Genomic DNA, 19,876 nt, shown 5'->3' with positions numbered 1-19,876 from the left:
ATGCCCTGTTTCATGCGCATCATGTGTCGCCTGCTTCCCTTGTCGCTGTCCCTGTCCATCGCACTGTTCCCGTCGGCGGCGTCATCCGCCGACACGCCGGCCACGCCGGCCGCTGTGGTAGCGCAGGCACCGGCCAGCGCATGGCTGCCTGTCCCGCCGGAGGATCTGCTGGTTCTGAGGATCAGGGGCGGGCATCGCGTCGTCATTCAGCTCGCGCCGGCCTTCGCGCCTCGCCATGTCGGGAACATCCGATTACTGGCTGCACGGCATTGGTGGGACGGAACGAGCATCAACCGCGTCCAGGACAATTATGTCGTGCAGTGGGGCGACGCGACGGAGAAAAAGCCGCTCCCGCCCGGCCTCTCTCCGACCAGCGCGCAGGACTATGTCATGGATCTGACGACGCGCAGGATGCGCATAACGCCGCTTCCCTATGCTGATCCCTATGCGGCTGCGACCGGGTTCAGCGGTGGATGGCCGATGGCGATGGACGGTGGTTCGGCCTGGCTGCCGCATTGCTATGCTTATGTCGGGGTCGGCCGGAACGTGTCACCCGATGCCGGGACGGGGGCCGAACTCTATGCCGTCATCGGGCAGGCGCCGCGCCAGCTGGATCGCAACATCGCCGTTGTCGGGCGGGTGGTGGACGGCATGTCCGTGCTGTCCAGCCTGCCGCGCGGCACCGGCGATCTTGGTTTTTATACCGCCAAGGAGCGCAAGACGCCGATCCTGTCCGCTCGCCTCGCCAGCGAAATGCCAACGGCAACTCGCCCGCGTATCGAGGTCATGGATACGGCTTCGGACAGCTTTGCTCGCTATCTGCGTCTGCGCGCCAACCGGAAGGATGATTTCTATGACCGTCCCGCCGGTGGGGTCGACATCTGCAACGCCCCCGTGCCCATCCGTGCGCGCAACTAAAGGCTCCGTACACGATAACCGCGCCAGTCGCGGATGCGTCGGATGGCAAAGCTGGTGCGGATCGCGGCGACGCCTGGCAGGCGGGCGAGGCAGTCGCGGTGGATGGCGTCGAAACCTTTGAGGTCGGCCGCAGCCACGCGCAGCAGATAGTCCGCCTGTCCCGCCATCAAGTGGCATTCCAGGATTTCAGGAAAGTCGGCCACAGCGGCCTCGAACCGATCCATGGTCTCCCGGCTCTGGCTGGTGAGCGACATTTCTACGAACGCATGAAGCGTGATGCCCAGAGCGTCGGGGTCGAGGCGCGCCGCATAGCCCGCGATCAATCCTGCTTCCTCAAGCGCTTTGACACGCCGATGGCAGGCCGAAGACGACAGGCCGATTTGCTCGCTTAATTCCGCGACCGAGCGGCGCGAATCCGTTTGAAGCGTCTCCAGCAAGGCGACATCGAAGCGATCCATGGAATTACATCCCTGATAGTGCGGATATGCCGGGATAGTTTTCCGACGTTTGCATGGCCAGGGGTAAAATCAGGGAACATTCCCTGGCTCGTCCGCGCTATGATCCGAAATGGCAGGCGCCAGAGCGCCGATACTCATTTTTGGAGGGCCTGGATGATCGTCGGAACCGTCAAAGAAATCAAAAATCACGAATATCGGGTGGGACTGACGCCCGAAAGCGTGCATGAGCTGGCCAGCCACGGTCATCAGCTGCTTGTCGAAAGCGGCGCTGGGGAGGGCATCGGCGCTGGTGACGACCTGTATGTAAAGGCAGGGGCGGAAATCGTCTCGTCCGCGGAGGAAATCTTCGCCCGCGCGGAGATGATCGTGAAGGTCAAGGAACCCCAGGCGGGGGAACGCGCCATGCTGCGCCCGGGCCAGATCCTCTATACCTACCTCCACTTGGCCCCCGACCCCGATCAGACGCGCGATCTGATCGCCAGCGGCGCCACCTGCATCGCCTATGAAACCGTGACGGATGCGCATGGCGGCCTGCCACTGCTGAAGCCCATGAGCCAGGTCGCCGGACGCATGGCGATCCAGGCAGGCGCGACCGCGCTCGAAAAGGCGCATGGCGGACGCGGCGTGTTGCTGGGCGGCGTGCCGGGCGTGTTGCCGGCCAAGGTGGCAGTGATCGGCGGCGGCGTCGTTGGCTTCAACGCGGCCCAGATGGCGGCGGGGCTGGGCGCGGACGTCACCATCCTCGATCGCAGCCCCGAAGTGCTCGAGAAGCTCGGCATGTATTTCGAAGCCCGCGCGAAGACGCGCTTTTCCAATCGGGCGAACCTGGCGGAATGCGTGGCGGAGGCGGACCTCGTCATCGGCGCGGTGCTGATCCCCGGCGCGGCCGCACCCAAGCTGGTGAGCGCGGACATGCTCAAGACCATGAAGAAGGGCGCTGTTCTGGTGGACGTCGCCATCGATCAGGGCGGCTGCTTCGAAACCAGTCACGCGACCACCCATGCCGATCCGACCTATGTCGTGGATGGGGTCGTCCATTATTGCGTCGCCAACATGCCGGGCGCTGTCGCGCGCACCAGCACCTACGCGCTCAACAATGTCACATTGCCCCATGCCCTGCGCATCGCCGAACTCGGCTGGAAGGAAGCCCTGCGCACCGACCCGCATCTGCGCGCCGGCCTCAACGTCTGGGACGGCAAGATAACCTATCGCGCGGTCGCCGATGATCTTGGCCTGCCGTATACGCCCGCTGAAGACGCGGTTGCCTGACCCATTTTTGCAAGACGCTGCCGACAAGCGCTTGACGAAGAAGCGCCAGCCTTCCCTTGGGCTGGCGCTTCTTCTTTTTTGGTCGTTCTCTCAGGCCAGCGCAAAGGGCGTCGATCCGGGGTGAGGGTTTGCGGACCATCATTCGTTTAGGCGGGGCAGGGGGACATGCCACATGCCCCCATGCAGCTTTGTTCCGCCGAAGAGAGGCATGGTTTAACGTCATGGTCGATTTACCCACTTCCGCTGCCTTGATCCGAGAAGGCGAACGTAACAACATGCGCGCTGGTCATATCGGGCAGGAAGGGGCACGCTGATGCACGTAGATGTCATGACCTGGCTGATCCCGCTCCTGTCCATGCTGGCCGCTGGACTGGTGGCGGGTTTCGCGGCCGGCATATTCGGCATTGGCGGCGGCTTTGTCGTCGTGCCCGCGCTGCTGGTCGTGCTGCCGCTGCTGGGCGGAACGAAAGACGGCATCGCCCATGTGGCGATCGGCACATCGGCCGCCACCATCATCCTGACCTCCATCCGCTCGCTGCTCGCCCATTCCAAGCGCGGCGCAGTGGAGTTCGACGTGCTCAAGACATGGGCACCGTGGATCATCCTGGGCTGCGGGGTGGGCGTAGTCCTGGCCGGCCATGTCGATGGCCGTACACTCAAGATGATCTTCGGCGTGGGCGTCATCCTGATGTCGCTCAATTTCCTCATCCCCGTGTTGAACGGCAAGGTGATCAGCGACCAGATGCCATCTGGGCTGGCCCGTATCGGCATTGCGGGGGGATTGGGCACCTTTTCCTCGCTGCTGGGCATCGGCGGCGGCACGATCGCCATCATGACGATGACGCTGTGCGGCCGCACGATCCACCGGGCGATCGCCACGGCTTCGGGCATCGGAACCCTGATCGCCGTACCGACGACCATCGGTTTCGCCATAATCGGGCTCAAGGAAAGCGGCCTGCCTTGGGGATCGCTGGGTTATATCAACATCCCGGCCACCGTTGCGATCGCGTCCATGTCGATGCTGACCGCGCCGCTGGGCGTCGCTGCCGCGCACAGCCTGCCGGCCGGCCCGCTCAAGAAAATCTTCGGGCTCTATCTGCTCATCATCGGCGCGCTGATGCTCCGCAACGGGCTCAAGGTCTAGAAGTAGGAGGCCGGCGGTCGACCTTGCGTCGCCGGCCGTTCAGCCCGCGTCGGGATCGCGGAAGTTGAGCCGCCGCGTCACGGTATAGTCCAGCACCCCCACCAGCAGATAGCTGACCCATTGCTTCACCAGGGTAAGCGGGGTGCGGCCCGCCTTGTGCGCCTCAAGGGTGATGACCCTGCTTGCCGCCTCCTCCCTGTCGATAAAGGCGCGAACATCCTGTGCGAAGGCGTGATCCTCGATCCGCAGCATCAGTTCCAGATTGAGGAAGAGGCTGCGCATGTCGAAATTGGCGGACCCCACGAAAACGGCGTCGTCGATCACGATCAGCTTCATGTGCAGCTTGCAGGACTGATATTCCGCAATCCTCACGCCGCGCTTGAGCAGGGGGCCGTAGAGCAGCCTCGCGGCGGCGACGGTGGCCCCATTGTCGGATTTGGCGGGCAGGATGATGCGTGCGCCCCGTCGCCGGGCCGCTCGCGCGATCCGTTTCAACATGCCGCGGCCTGGAGAGAAATAGGCTTCGACCATGTCGACCCGCGCCGCTTTCTCAAGATCATGCTTCACTACCTGCGCCCAGGGGCTCAAGCGCCGGGTCGGCCCGCCGATCAGCCAGCGAAACGGCGTGTCGGACGCCAGCCGGCGTGGAGGGCGCCAGCGCCTGACCATTCTGCGCAGGTCTCGGAAGCGCTGGCGCCGGCCCGACACCCAGCGCCAAAGCTGGCCGTACCAGGCGCTCATCGCGGCAACCTGATCGCCCTCGATCCACAGGCCGATGTCGCGCCAGCAATCGTCGGCGGGAATGCCGAAATAGCCATCCTCGACATTGAAGCCGCCCATCAGCAACCGGCTATCGTCCGCAATCGCCATTTTCTGGTGGTTGCGGATGAGGTAGCGGGTGGATCGACGGGTGCCGAAGCGCGCGAACCGCGCGCCGGACGCCACCAATGGAGCGAAAAAGGCGTCGGGCGTCGCGCCGGATCCGAAGCCGTCGATCATGAGCGTGACCGCCACGCCCCGCCGGCGCGCCGCGATCAGCGCGTCGCGGACGAGCGTGCCGCTGTCATCGGCGGCAAAGATGTAATAATAGAGCTTCAGGCTGCGGCACGCGCCCTCGATCAGCGCGATCAGGGCATCGCGCAGTGCCCGACCCTCCACGATCAGGCGAAGCTGGTTACCCGATAGATCGGTCCGGATCGCCGATGCGTCGCTCGAAGGCGGGGCGGATGTCACGGTCGCCATCGCCCAGTCATGCCGCGTTTGGGACCGGCGCGCCATGGCTTTATGGGCTTTTCATTGACTCGTAAGGTGCGGGCTGTTAGTCCAGCACTTCAAGATTTCCATTCGTTGTTCAGGAGGCCCGTTTGGCCCGCGTTACCGTCGAAGATTGCGTCGACAAGGTTACCAATCGTTTTGATCTCGTTCTTCTCGCTGCGCAGCGCGCGCGAGAGATTTCGGGTGGTGCGGAACTGACGCTCGATCGCGATCGGGACAAGAACCCGGTCGTTGCCCTGCGTGAGATCGCCGAAGAAACCATTTTGCCCGCCGATCTTCATGATTCGGTTGTCGCCTCGCTGCAGAAGGTGCAGATTGACGATGACGATACGCCTGATGAGATCGGTTCGATCGCCCAGTCCGCCGAAGCGCTGCGCCTGACGGCGGCGGCCCCGCCGCGGAACCAGAATATCGGCGGCGACTACGACGGCTGATCGACGAACAAGTTTGGAGAGGGAATGAGGCCCGGCCTGCGCAAGCAGGACCGGGCCTCGACCGTTTTAGGCAAAAATCGGAAGGCAGGATCGTGAAACGACCCTGGCTTCATTCGGATCAGCAGCGCGAATTGCGATCGATCGCACGACCGGCCAGCGCGCCTGCGCCTGCGCCGATGATGGTGCCGGGGGCACGATCGCCGCGAGTATCGACGGCCCGGCCAAGCAGCGCGCCGGCGACGCCGCCGAGCAGCAGGCCAGTCGTGCCACCCGACTTGCGGCAGCGATAGCGATAATCGTCGCGATAGTCGGCGCGGCGGTCATAGTCGCGATAGTGGCGCTCGCGATGCGGACGCGCCTCAGCGGCGGCGGGAACCACAGACGAGACGGTGGCGGCGGCAAGGGCGGTCGCCAGAACGGCTTTGCTGATCTTCATTTGTCTTCTCCTCCAGACCGATGATTCACTTGACTGTGAGGAGCGTTATGCACCCGGTTCCATGGGCCGAAGCTGAACCGCGCCGTTATCGTCCGTTCAGCAAAGAAGGACCGCGATCAGGGGGCGAGCGCGGGCAAGGCCCAGTCGATCGCGCCGCGACCATGTGCCTCCAAAAAGGCGTTAGCGCGGGAAAAGGGCCGCGACCCCAGAAAGCCATTATGCGCGGACAAAGGGGAAGGGTGGGCGGATTTGATCACCAGATGACGGCTCTGGTCGACGAAACCCGCCTTGCGCTGGGCATAGGCGCCCCACAGCATGAACACGACCGGCTTCTGGCTCTGCGCCACGAGGCGAATGACCGCGTCGGTGAACAATTCCCAACCCTTGCCCTGATGCGATGCGGCTCGGCCCATCTCGACCGTCAACACGCTGTTGAGCAACAACACGCCCTGCCGCGCCCAATGTTCGAGAAAGCCGTGGCGCGCCGGAACGATCCCGAGGTCCGCCTGCATTTCCTTGTAGATGTTCATCAGCGAGGGCGGCGTTCGCACGCCGGGGCGAACGGAAAAGCACAGGCCATGCGCCTGCCCCTCGCCATGATAGGGGTCTTGCCCCAATATCACCGCCTTCACCTGATCCAGTGGCGTCAGGTCCAGCGCCCGGAAATATTCGCTGCCCTTGGGAAAGAGGCGCTTTCCAGCCGCCTTTTCCGATTGGAGAAAGCTCTTGAGTGCCTGCATGTGCGGCGCGGCGAACTGCTCCGCCAGGGGTTCGCGCCAGCTTTCGTGCAGCTTTATGGTTTCGCTCATGCCCGTGGTGCTCATACCCCTTGTGATGGCCCGTCCGGCAAAGCGCTGTCAACGGCGCCAATCTACTTGCCTCTCCGCCGATGATTCGCGACAGTGGCGTATGGATTTTCTTCGTCCGATCAGCGTTCTTGCCGCCTTCAGCCTGTTCGTCGCGCCGCTGCCGGGGGCGGACGCGTTCGGCCCACCGCCCAAGCCGCTGCTCCAGCAGACAGCCGAGGCGAAGCTGCTGGGAGAGTTCGCCCGTTTCGCTACCTTGTCGGATGGCACCGTAGGGATCGCGGTGCGCGATCTTCAAACGGGCGAGACGCAGGCGTTCAACGGCGATACCCTGTTTCCCATGGCCAGTGCCTACAAGGTCGCGGTCGCCGGCCGCATCTTCGCCCTGATCGATGCGGGTGAACTCCGGCTGGACGATCAGCTCGCCCTCGATCCCGCGCTGGCGAGCGAAGGCGGGATAGCCTGGATGTTCTCGCGTCCCGGCGCGAGCCTATCCGTCGATCGCCTTCTGCAACTGATGCTGCAGAAGAGCGACAATAATGCCACCGACGTTCTGGTGGCGCGGGCAGGCGGTCCTCAGGCAATCACCCAGTTCGTGACCGGTCTGGGCGTGCGGGGCCTCCGCGTGGATAGCGACACGGCGCATCTTCTGTATCGTGCCATGGGCATTCATCCACTGTCCGGCACCTTCCGCCAGAATGCAGAGGCTGCGCGCAAGGCCGATCCGCAGATCGCCGTCCGCGACATCGGGGATCTTCCGAACATCGCCTTCGCCGCCGAGCCGGAGGATACCTCTACGCCTACGGCGATGCTCGATCTCGTCACCGCGTTCGAGGCGGGGCGCGCCTTGTCGCCTGCCAGTACGCAGCGGCTCTTCACCATTATGGCGGGATGCGAAACCGGCAAGGCGCGGATCGTTGGCATGCTGCCGCCGGGCACGGCGGTCGCGCATAAGACCGGATCGCTGAACGGCGTCGGCAATGATGTCGGCGTCGTGCGGTTGCCGGATGGGCGGCGGTTCGCCGTCGCGGTGTTCGTCATGAAGGACAGCAAGGGGCATGTGTCGCGCGATCGCGTGATCGCCGAAGCAGCACGCGCGGCCTACGACTATTTCCTCTATGCCCCGGACAGGGAGCACGGCCGGGCGCATAATACTTAACGGCATCGCCGTAGATCGTTACGCTGCCAGTCCAGAAGAGGATGGCTGGTGATGCCCATTAAAAGCTTTCACGATTTCTGGCCCTATTATCTGCAGGAACATGCGCGACCCGGCACACGGGCGCTGCACTATGCGGGAACCAGCATTGTGGTGGGACTGCTCGCGGCCTTGCCGCTGTCGCGCCATTGGTGGACGGGACTGGCGCTGCCGCTCGCGGGCTATGGCTTTGCCTGGGCGGGTCACTGGCTGGTCGAGCGCAACCGGCCGGCGACGTTCCGCTATCCGCTCTGGTCACTTCGCGCGGACTTCCTGATGTGGAAACGCTTTCTCACAGGCAGGATCGGGCGGGATCTTGAGCGGGCGGGCGTCAGGACGGACGGCACCGTCGATCCCGCGCGGCGAATCTTTGCCTGATCGACCCGCTTGACCGGCCGTCCCGCTCTGCCACAAGGAGCGCGATGCCTCTCGCCGCCACATTCGTCCAGCCCGATCGCAGCAGCCTGGCCCGGCGTTGGCAAGCGTTGGAGGCGCAGTCCGACGCCTCCTTCTTCCTGCGCTGGACGTGGATTGGCGCATGGCTGGACAGCTACCCGGTAACGCCGGAATTGATCGCCGTGACGGACGAGCGCGGGGAGGATGTCGCGCTGGCGCTGCTGGGACACGCCATGATGCCTCGGTTGCTGGGACGGGCTGCGACCCTCAGCCTCAACCAGTCGGGCGACGCAGCGGCGGACCGGCCCTATATCGAATATAACGGCCTCTTGGCGGCTAAGGGCAGGGAAGAGGAAGCCGCTCATGCGGTCCTTGCGGCCTTTGCGCGTCGTCGTGACTGGCGCGCCTTGAGACTTAGTGGCGTGGTGCCCGGTTCGCCGCTTGTGCGATTACCCGCCCGCCGCCGGGTCCGCGTCGACGTCTCTCCCGTCTATCAGATCGATCTCGATGCGGTGCGGGCTGCCGACGGCGATTATCTCTCGCTGCTCAGCGCCAATACACGCAGCCAGATACGCCGCGCGACGAAGGATCATGGCGGCCGCCTGCCCCATGTGACTGTCGCCACCCTGGATGAGATCGAACCGTGGCTGGCGGACATGGCGGCCCTCAACGCGGGGCGTCACGCCGACAATGCCTGGGACGACGCCGCCTTTCGCGGCTTCGTCGCGACGCTCGCCGCTTGCGGCCTTGCGACCGGGGAGGTGGAACTGCTTCGCCTGCAGGATGCCGGCGGCACCGTTGGCCTGTTGCTCAATTTCGTCCAGGACGGGATTGCGATGAACTATCAGTCCGCCTTCGCCGGGCCTCGCTCCGCAAAGGACAAACCCGGCCTGCTCTGTCATGCCGCCGCCGTCGACCATTATGCCGGCAGGGGCCTTTCGCGCTACTCGCTTCTCGCCGGCAAGGACCGGTACAAGCAGAGCCTCTCCACCTGCGAGGAGCAGCTGGAGTGGTGGCTGATCGAGCGGTTCAGCCCTCGCCTGGAACTGGAGGCGCTCCTGCGCCGCCTGCTCAGGCGCCCAGCTTTCGCATGATGCGGTAGGCGAAGCGGCGAAGGCCCTGCCGTTCGGGCCGTTCGCTGACTCTCCCGGTTGGCAGCCCCCGCTTGCGCAGAAGCGCGTTGAAGCTGTGCAATTCGCCTTCCGCGACGCTTCGTTCCGACCGCCATGTCACAGACAGGCTGACCGACACGGTCGGGCCATTCTCGACAAAATGGGGCGCTTTCACCGGCACATGGATGGCGTCCCCCGCCTCCAGCCTGAAGGCCGTCCCTCTTGCCTTGAACCCATCCTGCCAGACGAGATTGCGGTGGCCGCCACCGTGGAAATCCTCGCTTTTCTGCGCCGGGACCAAATCCTCGTCACGAGCGGGGAAGACGGTCATGGTCTTCACGCCCATGATCTGGAGCAGGATATTATGTTCCGGGTCCATGTGGAACGGGGTCACGCTGCCGGGCGATGACAGGAAGATGAAGGCCTCCCGATGCAGCATCGGGCCGGTTCTGTCCTGCACGGTCGACGCCAGTTCCGCGAGCGCGCCATCGAGCAGAGCGCCATAGGCGTCGTCGCGCTCCACATTCTTGAGCACCGCCCAACTGCCGTTGCTTTCGATGGTGCGGATTGTCTCGCCCAGGGTCAGTCCATTGGAAGGCGTGTCTTCCGGCTGCACGCCCAGCGGCAGCTTGCCGAGATTATATTCCACGGACGTGGCCGGCATCCGTTCGGCCAGCGCCGCGAGCGCATCCAGCGTCAGCAGCGGATGCCCCGCCATATTGTGGGATAGGCTGGCGGGGCGATCTGGATAGGCAGCGCCGAAGTCGGCAATCGCCTGCGGGGGGAAAATCGCGCCGCTGTCGGCGGCGATGGGGCGATGAACGGTCATGCCTTTCCTTTCAGCAGGCGAGAGACAGCCTCAAGCCCGTTCGCGGCGGACAATGCGGCATTGCGCCGCAACCGCGCGGTGCCGCGGCCATGCAGGGCGACGCGATATTGGACGATCGTGCGCCGTTCCGCCCAAAGGCTGTCGATCATCGGATGGTCGGCGGCGGCGCAACTGTCCATCCACACGATATCCGGGTCATCCTGCACGTCATGGAGATTCGCGATCTCGATCAGTACGCCGGGGGAGAAGCGGCCGAGCGCCTCGTCGAAGGCGATCTTGAAGGAAAAGGCGCCGGATCCCTGCCGGAAATTGACCAGCATGGCGATCGGCCGTTCGTCCAGGTCGATGCGCAGCATGTGCAGATTGCCGGACGCAAAGGCAGCAGCGCAGGCCGCACGGAAAAAGGCGCTGTGTTCGGGCCGGTTGGCGAGGGCCGTGCCCTGTTTGCCCTTCCAGCCGGAGGCCTCAAGCGCCAGAAATTCATCGCACCACGCAGTCAGTTCAGCGTGATCGCCCAGCCGGCGCGTCACGACCGTTCCGAGTTCGCCCAGCCGCTTCTGCAGGCGGCGCAATTCCTTCCGCTTCTTGGACCGGACCTGCGTTTCCCAATAGGCATCGGCGCTGAGGTCCGACCGGAGCATTGCCCGCTCGTAGCGGTGGATTTCGCGCCAGCGACGCCCCTGTTCGACGCATACCGCCTCGATCGCGGCGGCGTTCGCGCCCGCGGCGTCGAGGCCCTCCAGATGGAGGAAGCCATTGGCCCAGCCCGCCGCGTCGAGTTCACGGAAAAAGCCGCGCCATGCGGCTGCCTCATGGCCGCGCCGCAGGATCGGCGCGCCAAAGAAACAATGATCATGCATCCAGTTGGCGACGCAGCCGATCGGCAATCGGCCATGGCGGGGCGACAGAACGACCGGCAGCAGCCCGATCACCTGATCCCGCTCCTTCACCTCGATCACCCTCACGTGACGGTCGTCCGCCAGGTGGTCGAGAGCCGCGATCAACAGATCAGGAGCATAGAAGGCGTTGGGCTCGGCGACATTCCGAGCAAGCTCCTGCCATGCGCCTTGACCGTTTAAACGCGCGGCAGACGGCACGGAAAGCGAAGGATGGGCGGCCATGTCCATAGGGGCCGCCTTCTAGCCGACAAAGATTAGGGAAAAGCTAAGTCGCCGGTCCACGATGCTGTCATATGGCCGGTGCGGCGCTTCATCCGCTATGCTATCGCCGAACGGCATGTCGACATCCGCTGCGATCCAACGGGGAGAAGAAGAGCGTGACCATATTGGTAACCGGCGTGGCGGGCTTCATAGGCATGCATGTCGCCGACCAGCTTCTCGCCCAGGGCTTCGCCGTCATCGGCATCGACAATATGAACGACTATTATCCGGTTTCGCTCAAGCGCGACCGGATTGCCGCGCTACAGGCGGCGCATGGGCGGCTGTTCACCTTTCACGAAATCGACTTTGCCGACATGGGCGCGTTGCAGGCGGCGCTCGCCGATCAGGTCATCGAATCGGTGGTCCATCTGGGGGCGCAGGCAGGGGTGCGCTATTCGCTGGTCAATCCGCACGCCTATGTGCGCTCGAACCTTGCGGGGCATGTCAACATCCTGGAACTGGCGCGCGAGCGCCGGGTTCGGCATCTGGTCTATGCCTCATCCTCCTCCGTCTATGGGGGTAACGACACGCTTCCCTTCCGCGTCGAGGATCGCGCCGATCACCCGGTGTCCCTCTATGCGGCGACCAAGCGGGCGGACGAGTTGATGAGCGAGACCTATGCGCATCTTTTCCGCATTCCGATGACGGGCCTTCGCTTCTTCACCGTCTATGGTCCCTGGGGGCGGCCCGACATGGCGATGTGGATCTTCACGTCGAAGATTCTCGCCGGGCAACCGATCCCCGTGTTCAACCACGGCCGGATGCAGCGCGACTTCACCTATATCGACGACATCGTCGCCGGCGTGCTTGGTTGTCTGGAACATCCGCCAGCGGACGATGGCGCGGTGAAGGCCGGCGGGAGCCGCGCGCCGCATCGGCTCTACAATATCGGCAATAACCGGCCTGAAGAGCTGATGCACCTGATCGCGGTTCTGGAGGAGGCTCTGGGTCGAAAGGCGGAGATCGACTTCCAGCCAATCCAGCCCGGCGACGTTCACGCCACCTATGCGGACATCAGCGCCATCGCCCGTGATATCGGCTTCGCGCCCACCACAGGGATCGAGACAGGCGTGCCGAAATTCGTGGACTGGTATCGATCCTATCACCGTCTCGGATGATCTCGGCACGTCCCGTCACATCATTCCGTTCATCGCCCTCATCCCTCGGGCTGGCGACGAAGAGCGGCGCAAATGCAACGCTCTAGCCATATTGTCATCTCGCGCATGCAAAATGGATTGCCATAAGTGTCTGAAAGCGCGTAAGTCGTTCGTCAGGCCAGCTGGGGTGAGTTGGCCAGGGGGGTCGCGGAACGAGGAGAGACGGCGCATCGCAACCGATGGCCGTCGCCGCTGAACGACCGTGTCCCGGTCGCGCATGCGGAAAAAAGGGCAAACGCGTGTCGATATCAGCTTCGAAGATCATCCCATTTGGCAATGGCGGACATATCGTTGAAAGCGCCTGCCGCAGCCTTTCCATCGCTGCTTCAGGACTGAACGCGCTGGAATCGAGATTCGCCGACCGGGAATTTTCGGCCACCTTCCTGCGCGTCGTCGGCGTCATAATGAACGTTCGGGGCCGCGTGATCGTCACCGGCATCGGCAAGAGCGGCATCGTCGCTCGCAAGATGACCGCTACTTTGACCTCTACGGGCACGCCGGCGATCTTCCTGCACCCGGCCGACGCGGGTCATGGCGACCTGGGCATGATCACGCCTGACGATGTCGTGCTGATGCTGTCGCACTCGGGAGAGTCGACGGAGCTTGGCCCCATCATTCAATATTGCAAGCGGTTCGCCATCCCTTTGGCGGCGATGACCGCGCGCGAACAGAGCACGGTGGCGCTCGCCGCCGACATGTGCATGCTGATGCCGGACGTGGAGGAAGCTTGCCCCAACGCGCTCGCGCCCACCACATCGACGACCGTGCAAATGGCCTTTGGCGATGCGCTGGCGATTGCGCTGATGGAAATGCGCGGCTTTTCGGCCGACGATTTCCACAAATTCCATCCCAACGGCCGTCTGGGCGCGCAGCTTGTCAAGGTGCGTGAACTCATGGCCGCAGGAAGCGACGTTCCGAGCGTCAGGGAAGATGCCTCGCTGCTGGACGCCACGATCGAAATGACCCGGGCGCGGCTTGGGGGGACGGCGGTGGTCGACCGGAATGGCCGTCTCATAGGGGCCTTTACCGATGGCGACTTGCGCCGGACCGTCACCGGCAAGCAGAATCTGACCGAATCCGTAGGACGTTTCATGACCGCCGCGCCTTTGGCCATTGGCCCTGAAGAACTGGCGTCGGAGGCGCTTCGCCTGATGCATGAAAAGAACATCATGCTCCTCTTCGTGTGCGACAATGGCAAGCTCGTCGGGGCCGTGCATATGCATGATCTGCTGCACGCCGGGGTTGCCTGAGCGTTCTGGTCGTCATTCCCGCGCGGGCGGGATCGTCCCGCCTGCCGCGCAAGCCGCTTCGCCTTATTGCCGGGCGGACGCTGCTTCATCGCACCATCGCCATGGCGCGCTCCGCCATCGATGCACGAACCGACGTCGCGCTCGTCGTGGCGACCGACGACAGGGAAATCGCGGATCATGCCGGGGCGGTCGGCTGTACCGCGATCATGACCGAAAGCGCCATTGCGACGGGCTCCGGCCGCGCATTGGCCGCAGCCCTGTCGCAGTCTCTCCTGCCCCGTTTCGTCGTCAACCTTCAGGGGGATTCGCCCTTTCAGCCCAGGGGCGCGCTCGATGCGGTCATCGCCGCGTTGCAGGCCGGCGCGGAGGTCGCTACCCCGGTCATCGGACTGGATTGGGCGGCGCTTGATGCGCTGCGCGACCACAAGACGCGATCGCCCTTCAGCGGAACGACATGCGCTCGCTCGCCTGACGGCCGCGCGCTCTGGTTTTCCAAGACGATCATCCCAGCAATTCGCGACGAGGACGCCTTGCGTGCCAGTCTGCCGCGCTCGCCCATCTGGCGGCATGTGGGCCTCTATGGCTATGCCCTCGATGCGCTTCGGCGCTTCGAGGCGTCGCCGCCGACCAGCCTGGAAAAACTGGAGGGGCTAGAACAGCTTCGCTTGCTGGAGTTGGGGATTCCCGTGACGACGGTGGCGGTCGACCCGCCGTTGTTCGACAGTAGCGGGATCGACACGGAAGCGGATATCGCGCGTGTGGAGGCCCTCATCGCCACCCATGGCGACCCCACGCCCAACCTGTAACGACAATGCGCCGACTGTTCATCATCCGCCACGGCAACACCTTCGCCCGCGGCGAGCAAGCGCGGCGGGTCGGAGTGCGCACCGACATTCCTTTGGTGGAGTCGGGCCGGACCCAGGCGGAGCAACTCGGCCAATGGTTCGCGCAGGGGCAACTGCCGGTGCGGCGGATCCTGTCCAGTCCGTTGCAGCGGGCGCGGCAAACGGCGCAATCTATCGCGGCGGCTGTTGGTATCGAGCGCGCCGGCACATGCGACTGGCTAAGCGAGATCGACCATGGGCCGGACGAGGATCAACCCGAAGTCGCCGTCCTTGCCAGGATCGGCGCGGAGGCGCTGACCCGCTGGGACGAACATGCCATTCCGCCGGACGGCTGGATCGTCGATGTCGATGCGCGGATACAGGCATGGCGCACCTTCTTTGCGGAAGGCGGCGAGGGGATCGACCTGCTCGTCACCAGCAACGGCGCGGCCCGCTTCGCCTTGGTCGCGGCGGGCCTCCCGCTGGGTGCGCTGAAGCTGCGAACGGGTGCGTTCGGCGAGCTTGCGGTGGATGATGCAGGGCAGGTCAGCCTGATCCGTTGGGACGTGCGACCTTAAGGGGCGTCAGCCGCATTCCACCGTCACATGTTCCATCCGGGGCAGGGCGCTGATGCGGGCGCGCACGGCTGGGCCGTCCGCTCCGGGCGCGAGGCTGATGATCGCGGCATGCGCATGTGGCCCTATGCGCCACACATGCAGGTCGCGGATGACAGCGCCCTGCGTCTCCACCTCGCGCCGCACGGCCGCCGTCAATACAGGTTCGGCGGTGTCGAGCAGGATGGATGCGGTGTCCTTCATCAGCCCCCACGACCAGCGGGCGATGACCGCAGCCCCCAGCAGGCCGACCGCCGGGTCCATCCACCACCAGTCCAGATAACGCCCCGCAAGCAAGGCGCCGATCGCGAGCACGGATGTCAGGGCGTCGGTCAGGACATGGATATAGGCCGCGCGCAGGTTGTTGTCCGCGTGGATGTGGCCATGCCCGTCATCATGGCTGTGGCCGTGGCCCAGCAGGAAGGCGCTGGCGATGTTGATGACCAGGCCGACGACGGCGACCAGCGTGGCTTCCCCGAACGCGACCTGGACCGGCTGAAACAGCCGGATGCCCGATTCGACCGCGATGAAGATGGCGGTCAGCGCGAGCAGCAGCGCGGACGCAAAACCGGCTAGGTCGCCGACCTTGCCGGTGCCGAAGGTGTAGCGGGGGTTCCGGGCATGGCGTCGGGCAAAGCGATAGGCCGCCGCCGCCACGGCCAGTGCGCCGGCATGGGTCGCCATGTGAAAGCCGTCCGCCAGCAGCGCCATCGACCCGCTGAGCCAGCCGAAGACGATCTCGATGACCATGGTGGCCGCTGTCAGCCACACGACCCAGAGGGTCCGCTTTTCATTCTGGTCATGACCTTCGGCCAGGTAGATATGGTCGAAATAGTGGCTTTCTTCCGCAAAGGCCGCGGCCGCCGACCTATGATCATGGTGCTCGGGATGACCATGGTCATGCCCATGATCGTGGTGATGTCCATGGGAATGATGCGGGTCGTGCATCGCCTTCATTTCCCGTAGCGGCGGATCAGCGCCAGCATCTCTTCGCTGGCCGCTGCTCTCGCGTCGTCGGACAGTCCGGGCCTGGCGACATGCTCGCGCATATGCTGTTCGATCAACTCTTCCATCAGGCTGCCCACCGCCCCGCGGACCGAGGCGACAAGCTGCAATGTTTCCGAACAACCAGCGTCGCCCGACAGCTGTCGTTCGACAGCCGCGACCTGACCGGCGATGCGCCGAACCCGCGCGAGCAATTTGTCCCTGTCCGCCACAATGTGCATAATATACCCCCCTATACTATATGTGATTCAAAGACAAGGGTGGATCGCGGACCTCCACCGGCCTACCACCATGGCATGGATTTGGAATGCGATCTGGCGATCATCGGCGGCGGCCTCTCAGGCGGCCTGATCGCGCTCGCCTTTGCGGCGCTCCGGCCGGAGGTGCGGCTGCTTCTGATCGAGCAGGGCGAGGAGCCGGGCGGCAATCACATCTGGTCCTTCTTCGATGGCGACGTGGCGGAGGCGCATCGCTGGCTCGTCGACCCGCTGGTCGCCCATCGCTGGCCGCAGGGGCACGCCGTCCATTTTCCCGGTCACAGCCGGCGATTGGGCACGCCTTACAACAGCGTGACGGCTGTCCACTTCGCTGTCTCATTAAGGTGCAAGCTGGGCGAAAGGCTGCTGACCAATGCGCGCGTGACCGACATGTCATCGAGTCATGTTCAGCTCGCGGATGGCCGCCATATTGCCGCCGCTGCGGTCATCGATGCGCGAGGGGCAGGGGATCTGGGCGCCCTGCGCTGCGGCTGGCAAAAGTTCGTGGGCCATAGCGTACGTTGCGCCGAACCGCATGGGATGGATCGGCCGGTCATCATGGATGCCACGGTGGATCAGATCGACGGATATCGCTTCGTCTACCTGCTGCCGTGGGACGACCGGACAATCTTCATCGAAGATACCTATTATAGCGACTCGCCCGACCTGGATGTCGCCGCCATAGGCCGCAGGATTGCAGCCTATGCGGAAGAGAGGGGATGGCGGGGGAGCGTCGTTCATCGGGAGCAGGGCGTGCTGCCGGTAGTCCATGGCGGAGACTTTGACCGATACTGGCCCGAGCATGACTCGGTTGCGCGCGCCGGGGTAAAGGCGGGCCTGTTTCAGCCTATGACCGGCTATTCCCTGCCCGATGCCGCCCGCTTCGCGCTCTGGCTCGCGGATCAGCCGCTTGATGGCTTGGCCTCCGCCACGCGGGCCTATGCGAAGGCGCAATGGCGGAAGGGCGGCTATTACAGGATGCTTGGCCGGATGCTGTTCGGCGCGGCGGTGCCCGACCAGCGCTGGCGCATTTTCGAACGCTTCTATCGGCTCGACCCTTTCCTCATCCAGCGCTTCTACGCCGGACGATCGACCGCGGCTGATCGTTTGCGCATCTTGTGCGGCAAGCCGCCTGTCCCCATAAGGAGCGCCATGCGAACATTGTGGAACCCGCCCGCCTGATGAACAGGACAGCGATCGTCATTGGTGCAGGCTTTGGCGGCCTGGCGCTCGCCATCCGGCTCCAGTCGGCCGGCATAGCCACCACCCTGGTCGAAGCGCGGGATCGCCCCGGCGGTCGCGCCTATATGTGGGAAAAGGACGGCTTCACCTTCGACGCGGGGCCGACCGTAGTCACTGATCCCGATTGCCTCGCGGAACTGTGGCGGCTGTCGGGCCATGACATGGCGCAGGACGTGACGCTGATGCCGGTGTCGCCCTTCTACCGGCTCAACTGGCGCGACGGCACGAATTTCGACTATTCGAATAACGAGGCGCAGCTTCGCGCAGAGATCGCGAAGCTCGATCCGGCCGACGTCGCCGGCTATGAACGGTTTCTCGACTATTCCGCCGCCGTCTATGAGGAAGGCTATCGCAAGCTCGGCCATGTCGCCTTCCTGGACTTTGCGTCGATGGTCCGGGCGGCCCCTGCGCTGGCGAAGCATCAGGCGTGGCGCTCCGTCTATTCGATGGTGTCCTCCTTCGTGAAGAGCGAGAAGCTGCGCGAGGCGCTGAGCTTCCACACGCTGCTCGTCGGCGGCAACCCCATGAAGACCAGCACGATCTACGCCCTCATCCACAAGCTGGAAAAGGACGGCGGCGTGTGGTTCGCGAAGGGCGGCACCAATCGTCTGGTGCAGGGCATGGCGACGCATTTCGAGCGGCTGGGCGGCACGTTGCGCCTGGGAGACGCCGTTACACGGATCGAGACCTATGGCGACAAGGCGACGGCCGTCCACACCGCCTCGGGCTGGCGGGGGGAGGCAGACGCCATCGCGTCGAACGCCGACCTGATGCACAGCTATCGCGACCTGCTCGGCCATCATCCACGCGGAGAAAAGCAGGGCGAGAAGCTCGCCGCCAAGCGCTGGTCGCCCAGCCTGTTCGTGCTGCATTTCGGCATCAAGGGCAGCTGGCCCGGCATCCCGCATCATATGATCCTGTTCGGTCCCCGCTATGAAGGGTTGCTGACGGACATTTATGACCATGGCGTGCTGCCGCAGGATTTCTCGCTTTATCTGCATCATCCCACCGTCACCGATCCGTCGATGGCGCCGGATGGGTACTCCACATTCTATGCGCTGGCTCCTGTGCCGCACATGGGCAAGCTGCCGATCGACTGGGACCAGTTCGGCGCGGCCTATGCAGAGCGCATCCTGGATGAAATCCAGCATCGCCTGATACCGGACATTCGATCGCGCATCGTCACGCGGTTCCACTACACCCCCCGCGATTTCGGTCGAGACCTTGCCGCGCACCAGGGCAGCGCCTTCAGCCTTGAACCCTTGCTGACCCAAAGCGCCTGGTTCCGCGCGCATAATCGCGATGATGTCATTCCCAACCTCTATCTGGTAGGGGCCGGCACCCATCCCGGCGCGGGCATCCCCGGCGTAGTGGGGAGCGCCAAGGCGACGGCGGCGCTGATGCTGGACGATCTGGGCAGGATATAAATGAAGAGACTGGCGGTTTATTGCGGTTCGGCGACGCCGGCCGACCTCACCTATATCGACGCGGCCCGGCATGTCGGCCGCGCTTTGGCGCAGCGGGGGATCGGCGTCGTCTATGGCGGCGGGCGGCTGGGCCTGATGGGCGCGGTGGCGGACGCGGCGCTGGAGGCGGGCGGCGAGGTGATCGGTGTCATTCCCGAAGCGCTGGTGGGCGCGGAAGTGGCGCACAAGGGCTGCACGGAGCTGCACGTCGTGCAGACGATGCATCAGCGCAAGCAGATGTTCACTGACCTGTCGGACGGTTTCGTCACCTTGCCGGGCGGCGTCGGCACGATGGACGAATTGTGGGAAGCGATCAGTTGGGCGCAGCTTGGTTATCACAACAAGCCGGTCGGGCTGCTCAACATCCGGGGCTTCTATGACCAGCTGATTGGCTTCAATCGGCAGATGGTGGCCTCTGGCTTCATCCGGGCCCAGCATGCCGGCATCCTGATCCATGCGGACGGTATCGAGGCGCTGCTGGACGCAATGGCGGCATATCAGCCGCATGAAACCATCTTCGCGATGAAAGCGGACCGGCTTTGACCGATAGCCCCGACCCTTCGGGGGCGGCGCCGCGCGCCGTCGCCGAAGGGTTGGGCTATGCCCAAGGCACCGTCTCCGTCTCCGCC

Annotated in this window: 22 protein-coding genes; 14 read left to right on the top strand and 8 right to left on the bottom strand. The window is 64.4% G+C overall.

Annotated elements, in window-relative coordinates; genetic code table 11:
* The first annotated feature begins 12 nt into the window (after positions 1-12).
* Positions 13-918: a peptidylprolyl isomerase gene (locus ACFQ24_RS15570; protein WP_380912824.1), complete on the top strand. Its 906-nt coding sequence runs from the start codon at positions 13-15 to the stop codon at positions 916-918.
* Here ACFQ24_RS15570 and ACFQ24_RS15565 read toward each other — a convergent pair.
* Entirely contained in the window at positions 915-1,376 is a 462-nt protein-coding gene (locus ACFQ24_RS15565) for an Lrp/AsnC family transcriptional regulator (RefSeq protein WP_380912822.1), read from the bottom strand. The two genes, ACFQ24_RS15570 and ACFQ24_RS15565, sit on opposite strands and share 4 nt — an antisense overlap.
* Positions 1,377-1,529: 153 nt before the next feature.
* On the opposite strand from ACFQ24_RS15565, the gene ald reads away from it, so the two are divergent.
* A complete protein-coding gene (gene ald / locus ACFQ24_RS15560; protein WP_380912820.1) occupies positions 1,530-2,645 on the top strand; it encodes an alanine dehydrogenase in 1,116 nt (371 codons plus the stop codon).
* 313 nt (positions 2,646-2,958) lie between these two features.
* Positions 2,959-3,789 (top strand): sulfite exporter TauE/SafE family protein, encoded by an 831-nt coding sequence (locus ACFQ24_RS15555; protein ID WP_380912818.1) that lies wholly within the window; start codon positions 2,959-2,961, stop codon positions 3,787-3,789.
* 39 nt (positions 3,790-3,828) lie between these two features.
* On the opposite strand, the gene ACFQ24_RS15550 is transcribed toward ACFQ24_RS15555, so the two are convergent.
* A complete protein-coding gene (locus tag ACFQ24_RS15550; RefSeq protein ID WP_380912816.1) occupies positions 3,829-5,067 on the bottom strand; it encodes a phospholipase D-like domain-containing protein in 1,239 nt (412 codons plus the stop codon).
* Positions 5,068-5,153: 86 nt separating this feature from the next.
* On the opposite strand from ACFQ24_RS15550, the gene rpoZ reads away from it, so the two are divergent.
* Positions 5,154-5,498, top strand: coding sequence for a DNA-directed RNA polymerase subunit omega (gene rpoZ / locus ACFQ24_RS15545; RefSeq protein ID WP_066763185.1), 345 nt, complete (start codon positions 5,154-5,156; stop codon positions 5,496-5,498).
* Between the two features lie 118 nt (positions 5,499-5,616).
* Here the strand turns inward: rpoZ and ACFQ24_RS15540 are convergent, their stop codons facing one another.
* The gene (locus ACFQ24_RS15540) at positions 5,617-5,934 is read right to left on the bottom strand and encodes a glycine zipper 2TM domain-containing protein (RefSeq protein WP_380912814.1); all 318 of its coding nucleotides are present in this window, start codon (positions 5,932-5,934) and stop codon (positions 5,617-5,619) included.
* 116 nt (positions 5,935-6,050) lie between these two features.
* The gene (gene ung / locus ACFQ24_RS15535) at positions 6,051-6,743 is read right to left on the bottom strand and encodes a uracil-DNA glycosylase (RefSeq protein ID WP_380912812.1); all 693 of its coding nucleotides are present in this window, start codon (positions 6,741-6,743) and stop codon (positions 6,051-6,053) included.
* A 100-nt stretch (positions 6,744-6,843) separates the two neighbouring features.
* On the opposite strand from ung, the gene bla reads away from it, so the two are divergent.
* From bla to ACFQ24_RS15520, 3 genes are read left to right on the top strand one after another with little or no spacing between them, the layout of a single operon-like run.
* The gene (gene bla / locus ACFQ24_RS15530; RefSeq protein ID WP_380912810.1) at positions 6,844-7,899 is read left to right on the top strand and encodes a class A beta-lactamase; all 1,056 of its coding nucleotides are present in this window, start codon (positions 6,844-6,846) and stop codon (positions 7,897-7,899) included.
* A 51-nt stretch (positions 7,900-7,950) separates the two neighbouring features.
* The gene (locus ACFQ24_RS15525) at positions 7,951-8,313 is read left to right on the top strand and encodes an Mpo1-like protein (protein WP_380912808.1); all 363 of its coding nucleotides are present in this window, start codon (positions 7,951-7,953) and stop codon (positions 8,311-8,313) included.
* Between the two features lie 44 nt (positions 8,314-8,357).
* Positions 8,358-9,425 carry a GNAT family N-acetyltransferase gene (locus tag ACFQ24_RS15520; protein ID WP_380912806.1) on the top strand — a complete coding sequence of 356 codons (1,068 nt, stop codon included), beginning with the start codon at positions 8,358-8,360 and terminating at the stop codon, positions 9,423-9,425.
* Here the strand turns inward: ACFQ24_RS15520 and ACFQ24_RS15515 are convergent.
* Both ACFQ24_RS15515 and ACFQ24_RS15510 read right to left on the bottom strand, forming a co-directional pair.
* Positions 9,403-10,272, bottom strand: coding sequence for a cupin-like domain-containing protein (locus ACFQ24_RS15515; protein ID WP_380912804.1), 870 nt, complete (start codon positions 10,270-10,272; stop codon positions 9,403-9,405). The two genes, ACFQ24_RS15520 and ACFQ24_RS15515, sit on opposite strands and share 23 nt — an antisense overlap.
* Positions 10,269-11,399 carry a GNAT family N-acetyltransferase gene (locus ACFQ24_RS15510; RefSeq protein WP_380912802.1) on the bottom strand — a complete coding sequence of 377 codons (1,131 nt, stop codon included), beginning with the start codon at positions 11,397-11,399 and terminating at the stop codon, positions 10,269-10,271. Before ACFQ24_RS15510 ends, ACFQ24_RS15515 begins: the two co-directional genes overlap by 4 nt.
* Positions 11,400-11,548: 149 nt before the next feature.
* Here ACFQ24_RS15510 and ACFQ24_RS15505 point away from each other — a divergent pair, with 149 nt between their 5' ends.
* The 4 genes from ACFQ24_RS15505 to ACFQ24_RS15490 all read left to right on the top strand — a co-directional run bounded on the left by ACFQ24_RS15505 (position 11,549) and on the right by ACFQ24_RS15490 (position 15,241).
* Positions 11,549-12,550: an NAD-dependent epimerase/dehydratase family protein gene (locus tag ACFQ24_RS15505; protein ID WP_380912800.1), complete on the top strand. Its 1,002-nt coding sequence runs from the start codon at positions 11,549-11,551 to the stop codon at positions 12,548-12,550.
* 278 nt (positions 12,551-12,828) lie between these two features.
* A complete protein-coding gene (locus tag ACFQ24_RS15500; protein WP_380912798.1) occupies positions 12,829-13,839 on the top strand; it encodes a KpsF/GutQ family sugar-phosphate isomerase in 1,011 nt (336 codons plus the stop codon).
* Positions 13,840-13,844: 5 nt separating this feature from the next.
* Complete coding sequence (gene kdsB, locus ACFQ24_RS15495) at positions 13,845-14,645, top strand: 3-deoxy-manno-octulosonate cytidylyltransferase (protein WP_380912942.1); 801 nt, start codon at positions 13,845-13,847, stop codon at positions 14,643-14,645.
* A gap of 5 nt (positions 14,646-14,650) precedes the next feature.
* Positions 14,651-15,241 (top strand): histidine phosphatase family protein, encoded by a 591-nt coding sequence (locus tag ACFQ24_RS15490; protein WP_380912796.1) that lies wholly within the window; start codon positions 14,651-14,653, stop codon positions 15,239-15,241.
* Between the two features lie 6 nt (positions 15,242-15,247).
* Here ACFQ24_RS15490 and dmeF read toward each other — a convergent pair whose 3' ends face one another.
* Together dmeF and ACFQ24_RS15480 are read right to left on the bottom strand one after the other, a co-directional pair.
* Positions 15,248-16,225 carry a CDF family Co(II)/Ni(II) efflux transporter DmeF gene (gene dmeF, locus ACFQ24_RS15485; RefSeq protein WP_380912794.1) on the bottom strand — a complete coding sequence of 326 codons (978 nt, stop codon included), beginning with the start codon at positions 16,223-16,225 and terminating at the stop codon, positions 15,248-15,250.
* A 5-nt stretch (positions 16,226-16,230) separates the two neighbouring features.
* On the bottom strand, positions 16,231-16,503 hold the full coding sequence (locus ACFQ24_RS15480) for a metal/formaldehyde-sensitive transcriptional repressor (RefSeq protein WP_380912792.1): 273 nt from the start codon (positions 16,501-16,503) through the stop codon (positions 16,231-16,233).
* A 75-nt stretch (positions 16,504-16,578) separates the two neighbouring features.
* Here ACFQ24_RS15480 and crtY point away from each other — a divergent pair, with 75 nt between their 5' ends.
* From crtY to ACFQ24_RS15465, 3 genes are read left to right on the top strand one after another with little or no spacing between them, the layout of a single operon-like run.
* A complete protein-coding gene (gene crtY / locus ACFQ24_RS15475; protein ID WP_380912790.1) occupies positions 16,579-17,721 on the top strand; it encodes a lycopene beta-cyclase CrtY in 1,143 nt (380 codons plus the stop codon).
* Positions 17,721-19,208: a phytoene desaturase gene (locus ACFQ24_RS15470; protein WP_380912788.1), complete on the top strand. Its 1,488-nt coding sequence runs from the start codon at positions 17,721-17,723 to the stop codon at positions 19,206-19,208. The genes crtY and ACFQ24_RS15470 overlap by 1 nt, the downstream gene beginning before the upstream one ends.
* Positions 19,209-19,790, top strand: coding sequence for an LOG family protein (locus ACFQ24_RS15465; RefSeq protein ID WP_380912786.1), 582 nt, complete (start codon positions 19,209-19,211; stop codon positions 19,788-19,790). It abuts the gene before it with no gap.
* Positions 19,791-19,876: the final 86 nt, after the last annotated feature.

The sequence above is a fragment of the Sphingobium olei genome (assembly GCF_042678845.1).
Taxonomy (GTDB): Bacteria; Pseudomonadota; Alphaproteobacteria; order Sphingomonadales; family Sphingomonadaceae; genus Sphingobium; species Sphingobium olei.
The sequence above is the reverse complement of the archived record's forward strand: the minus strand, read 5'-3'. Positions and strand labels throughout refer to the sequence as shown.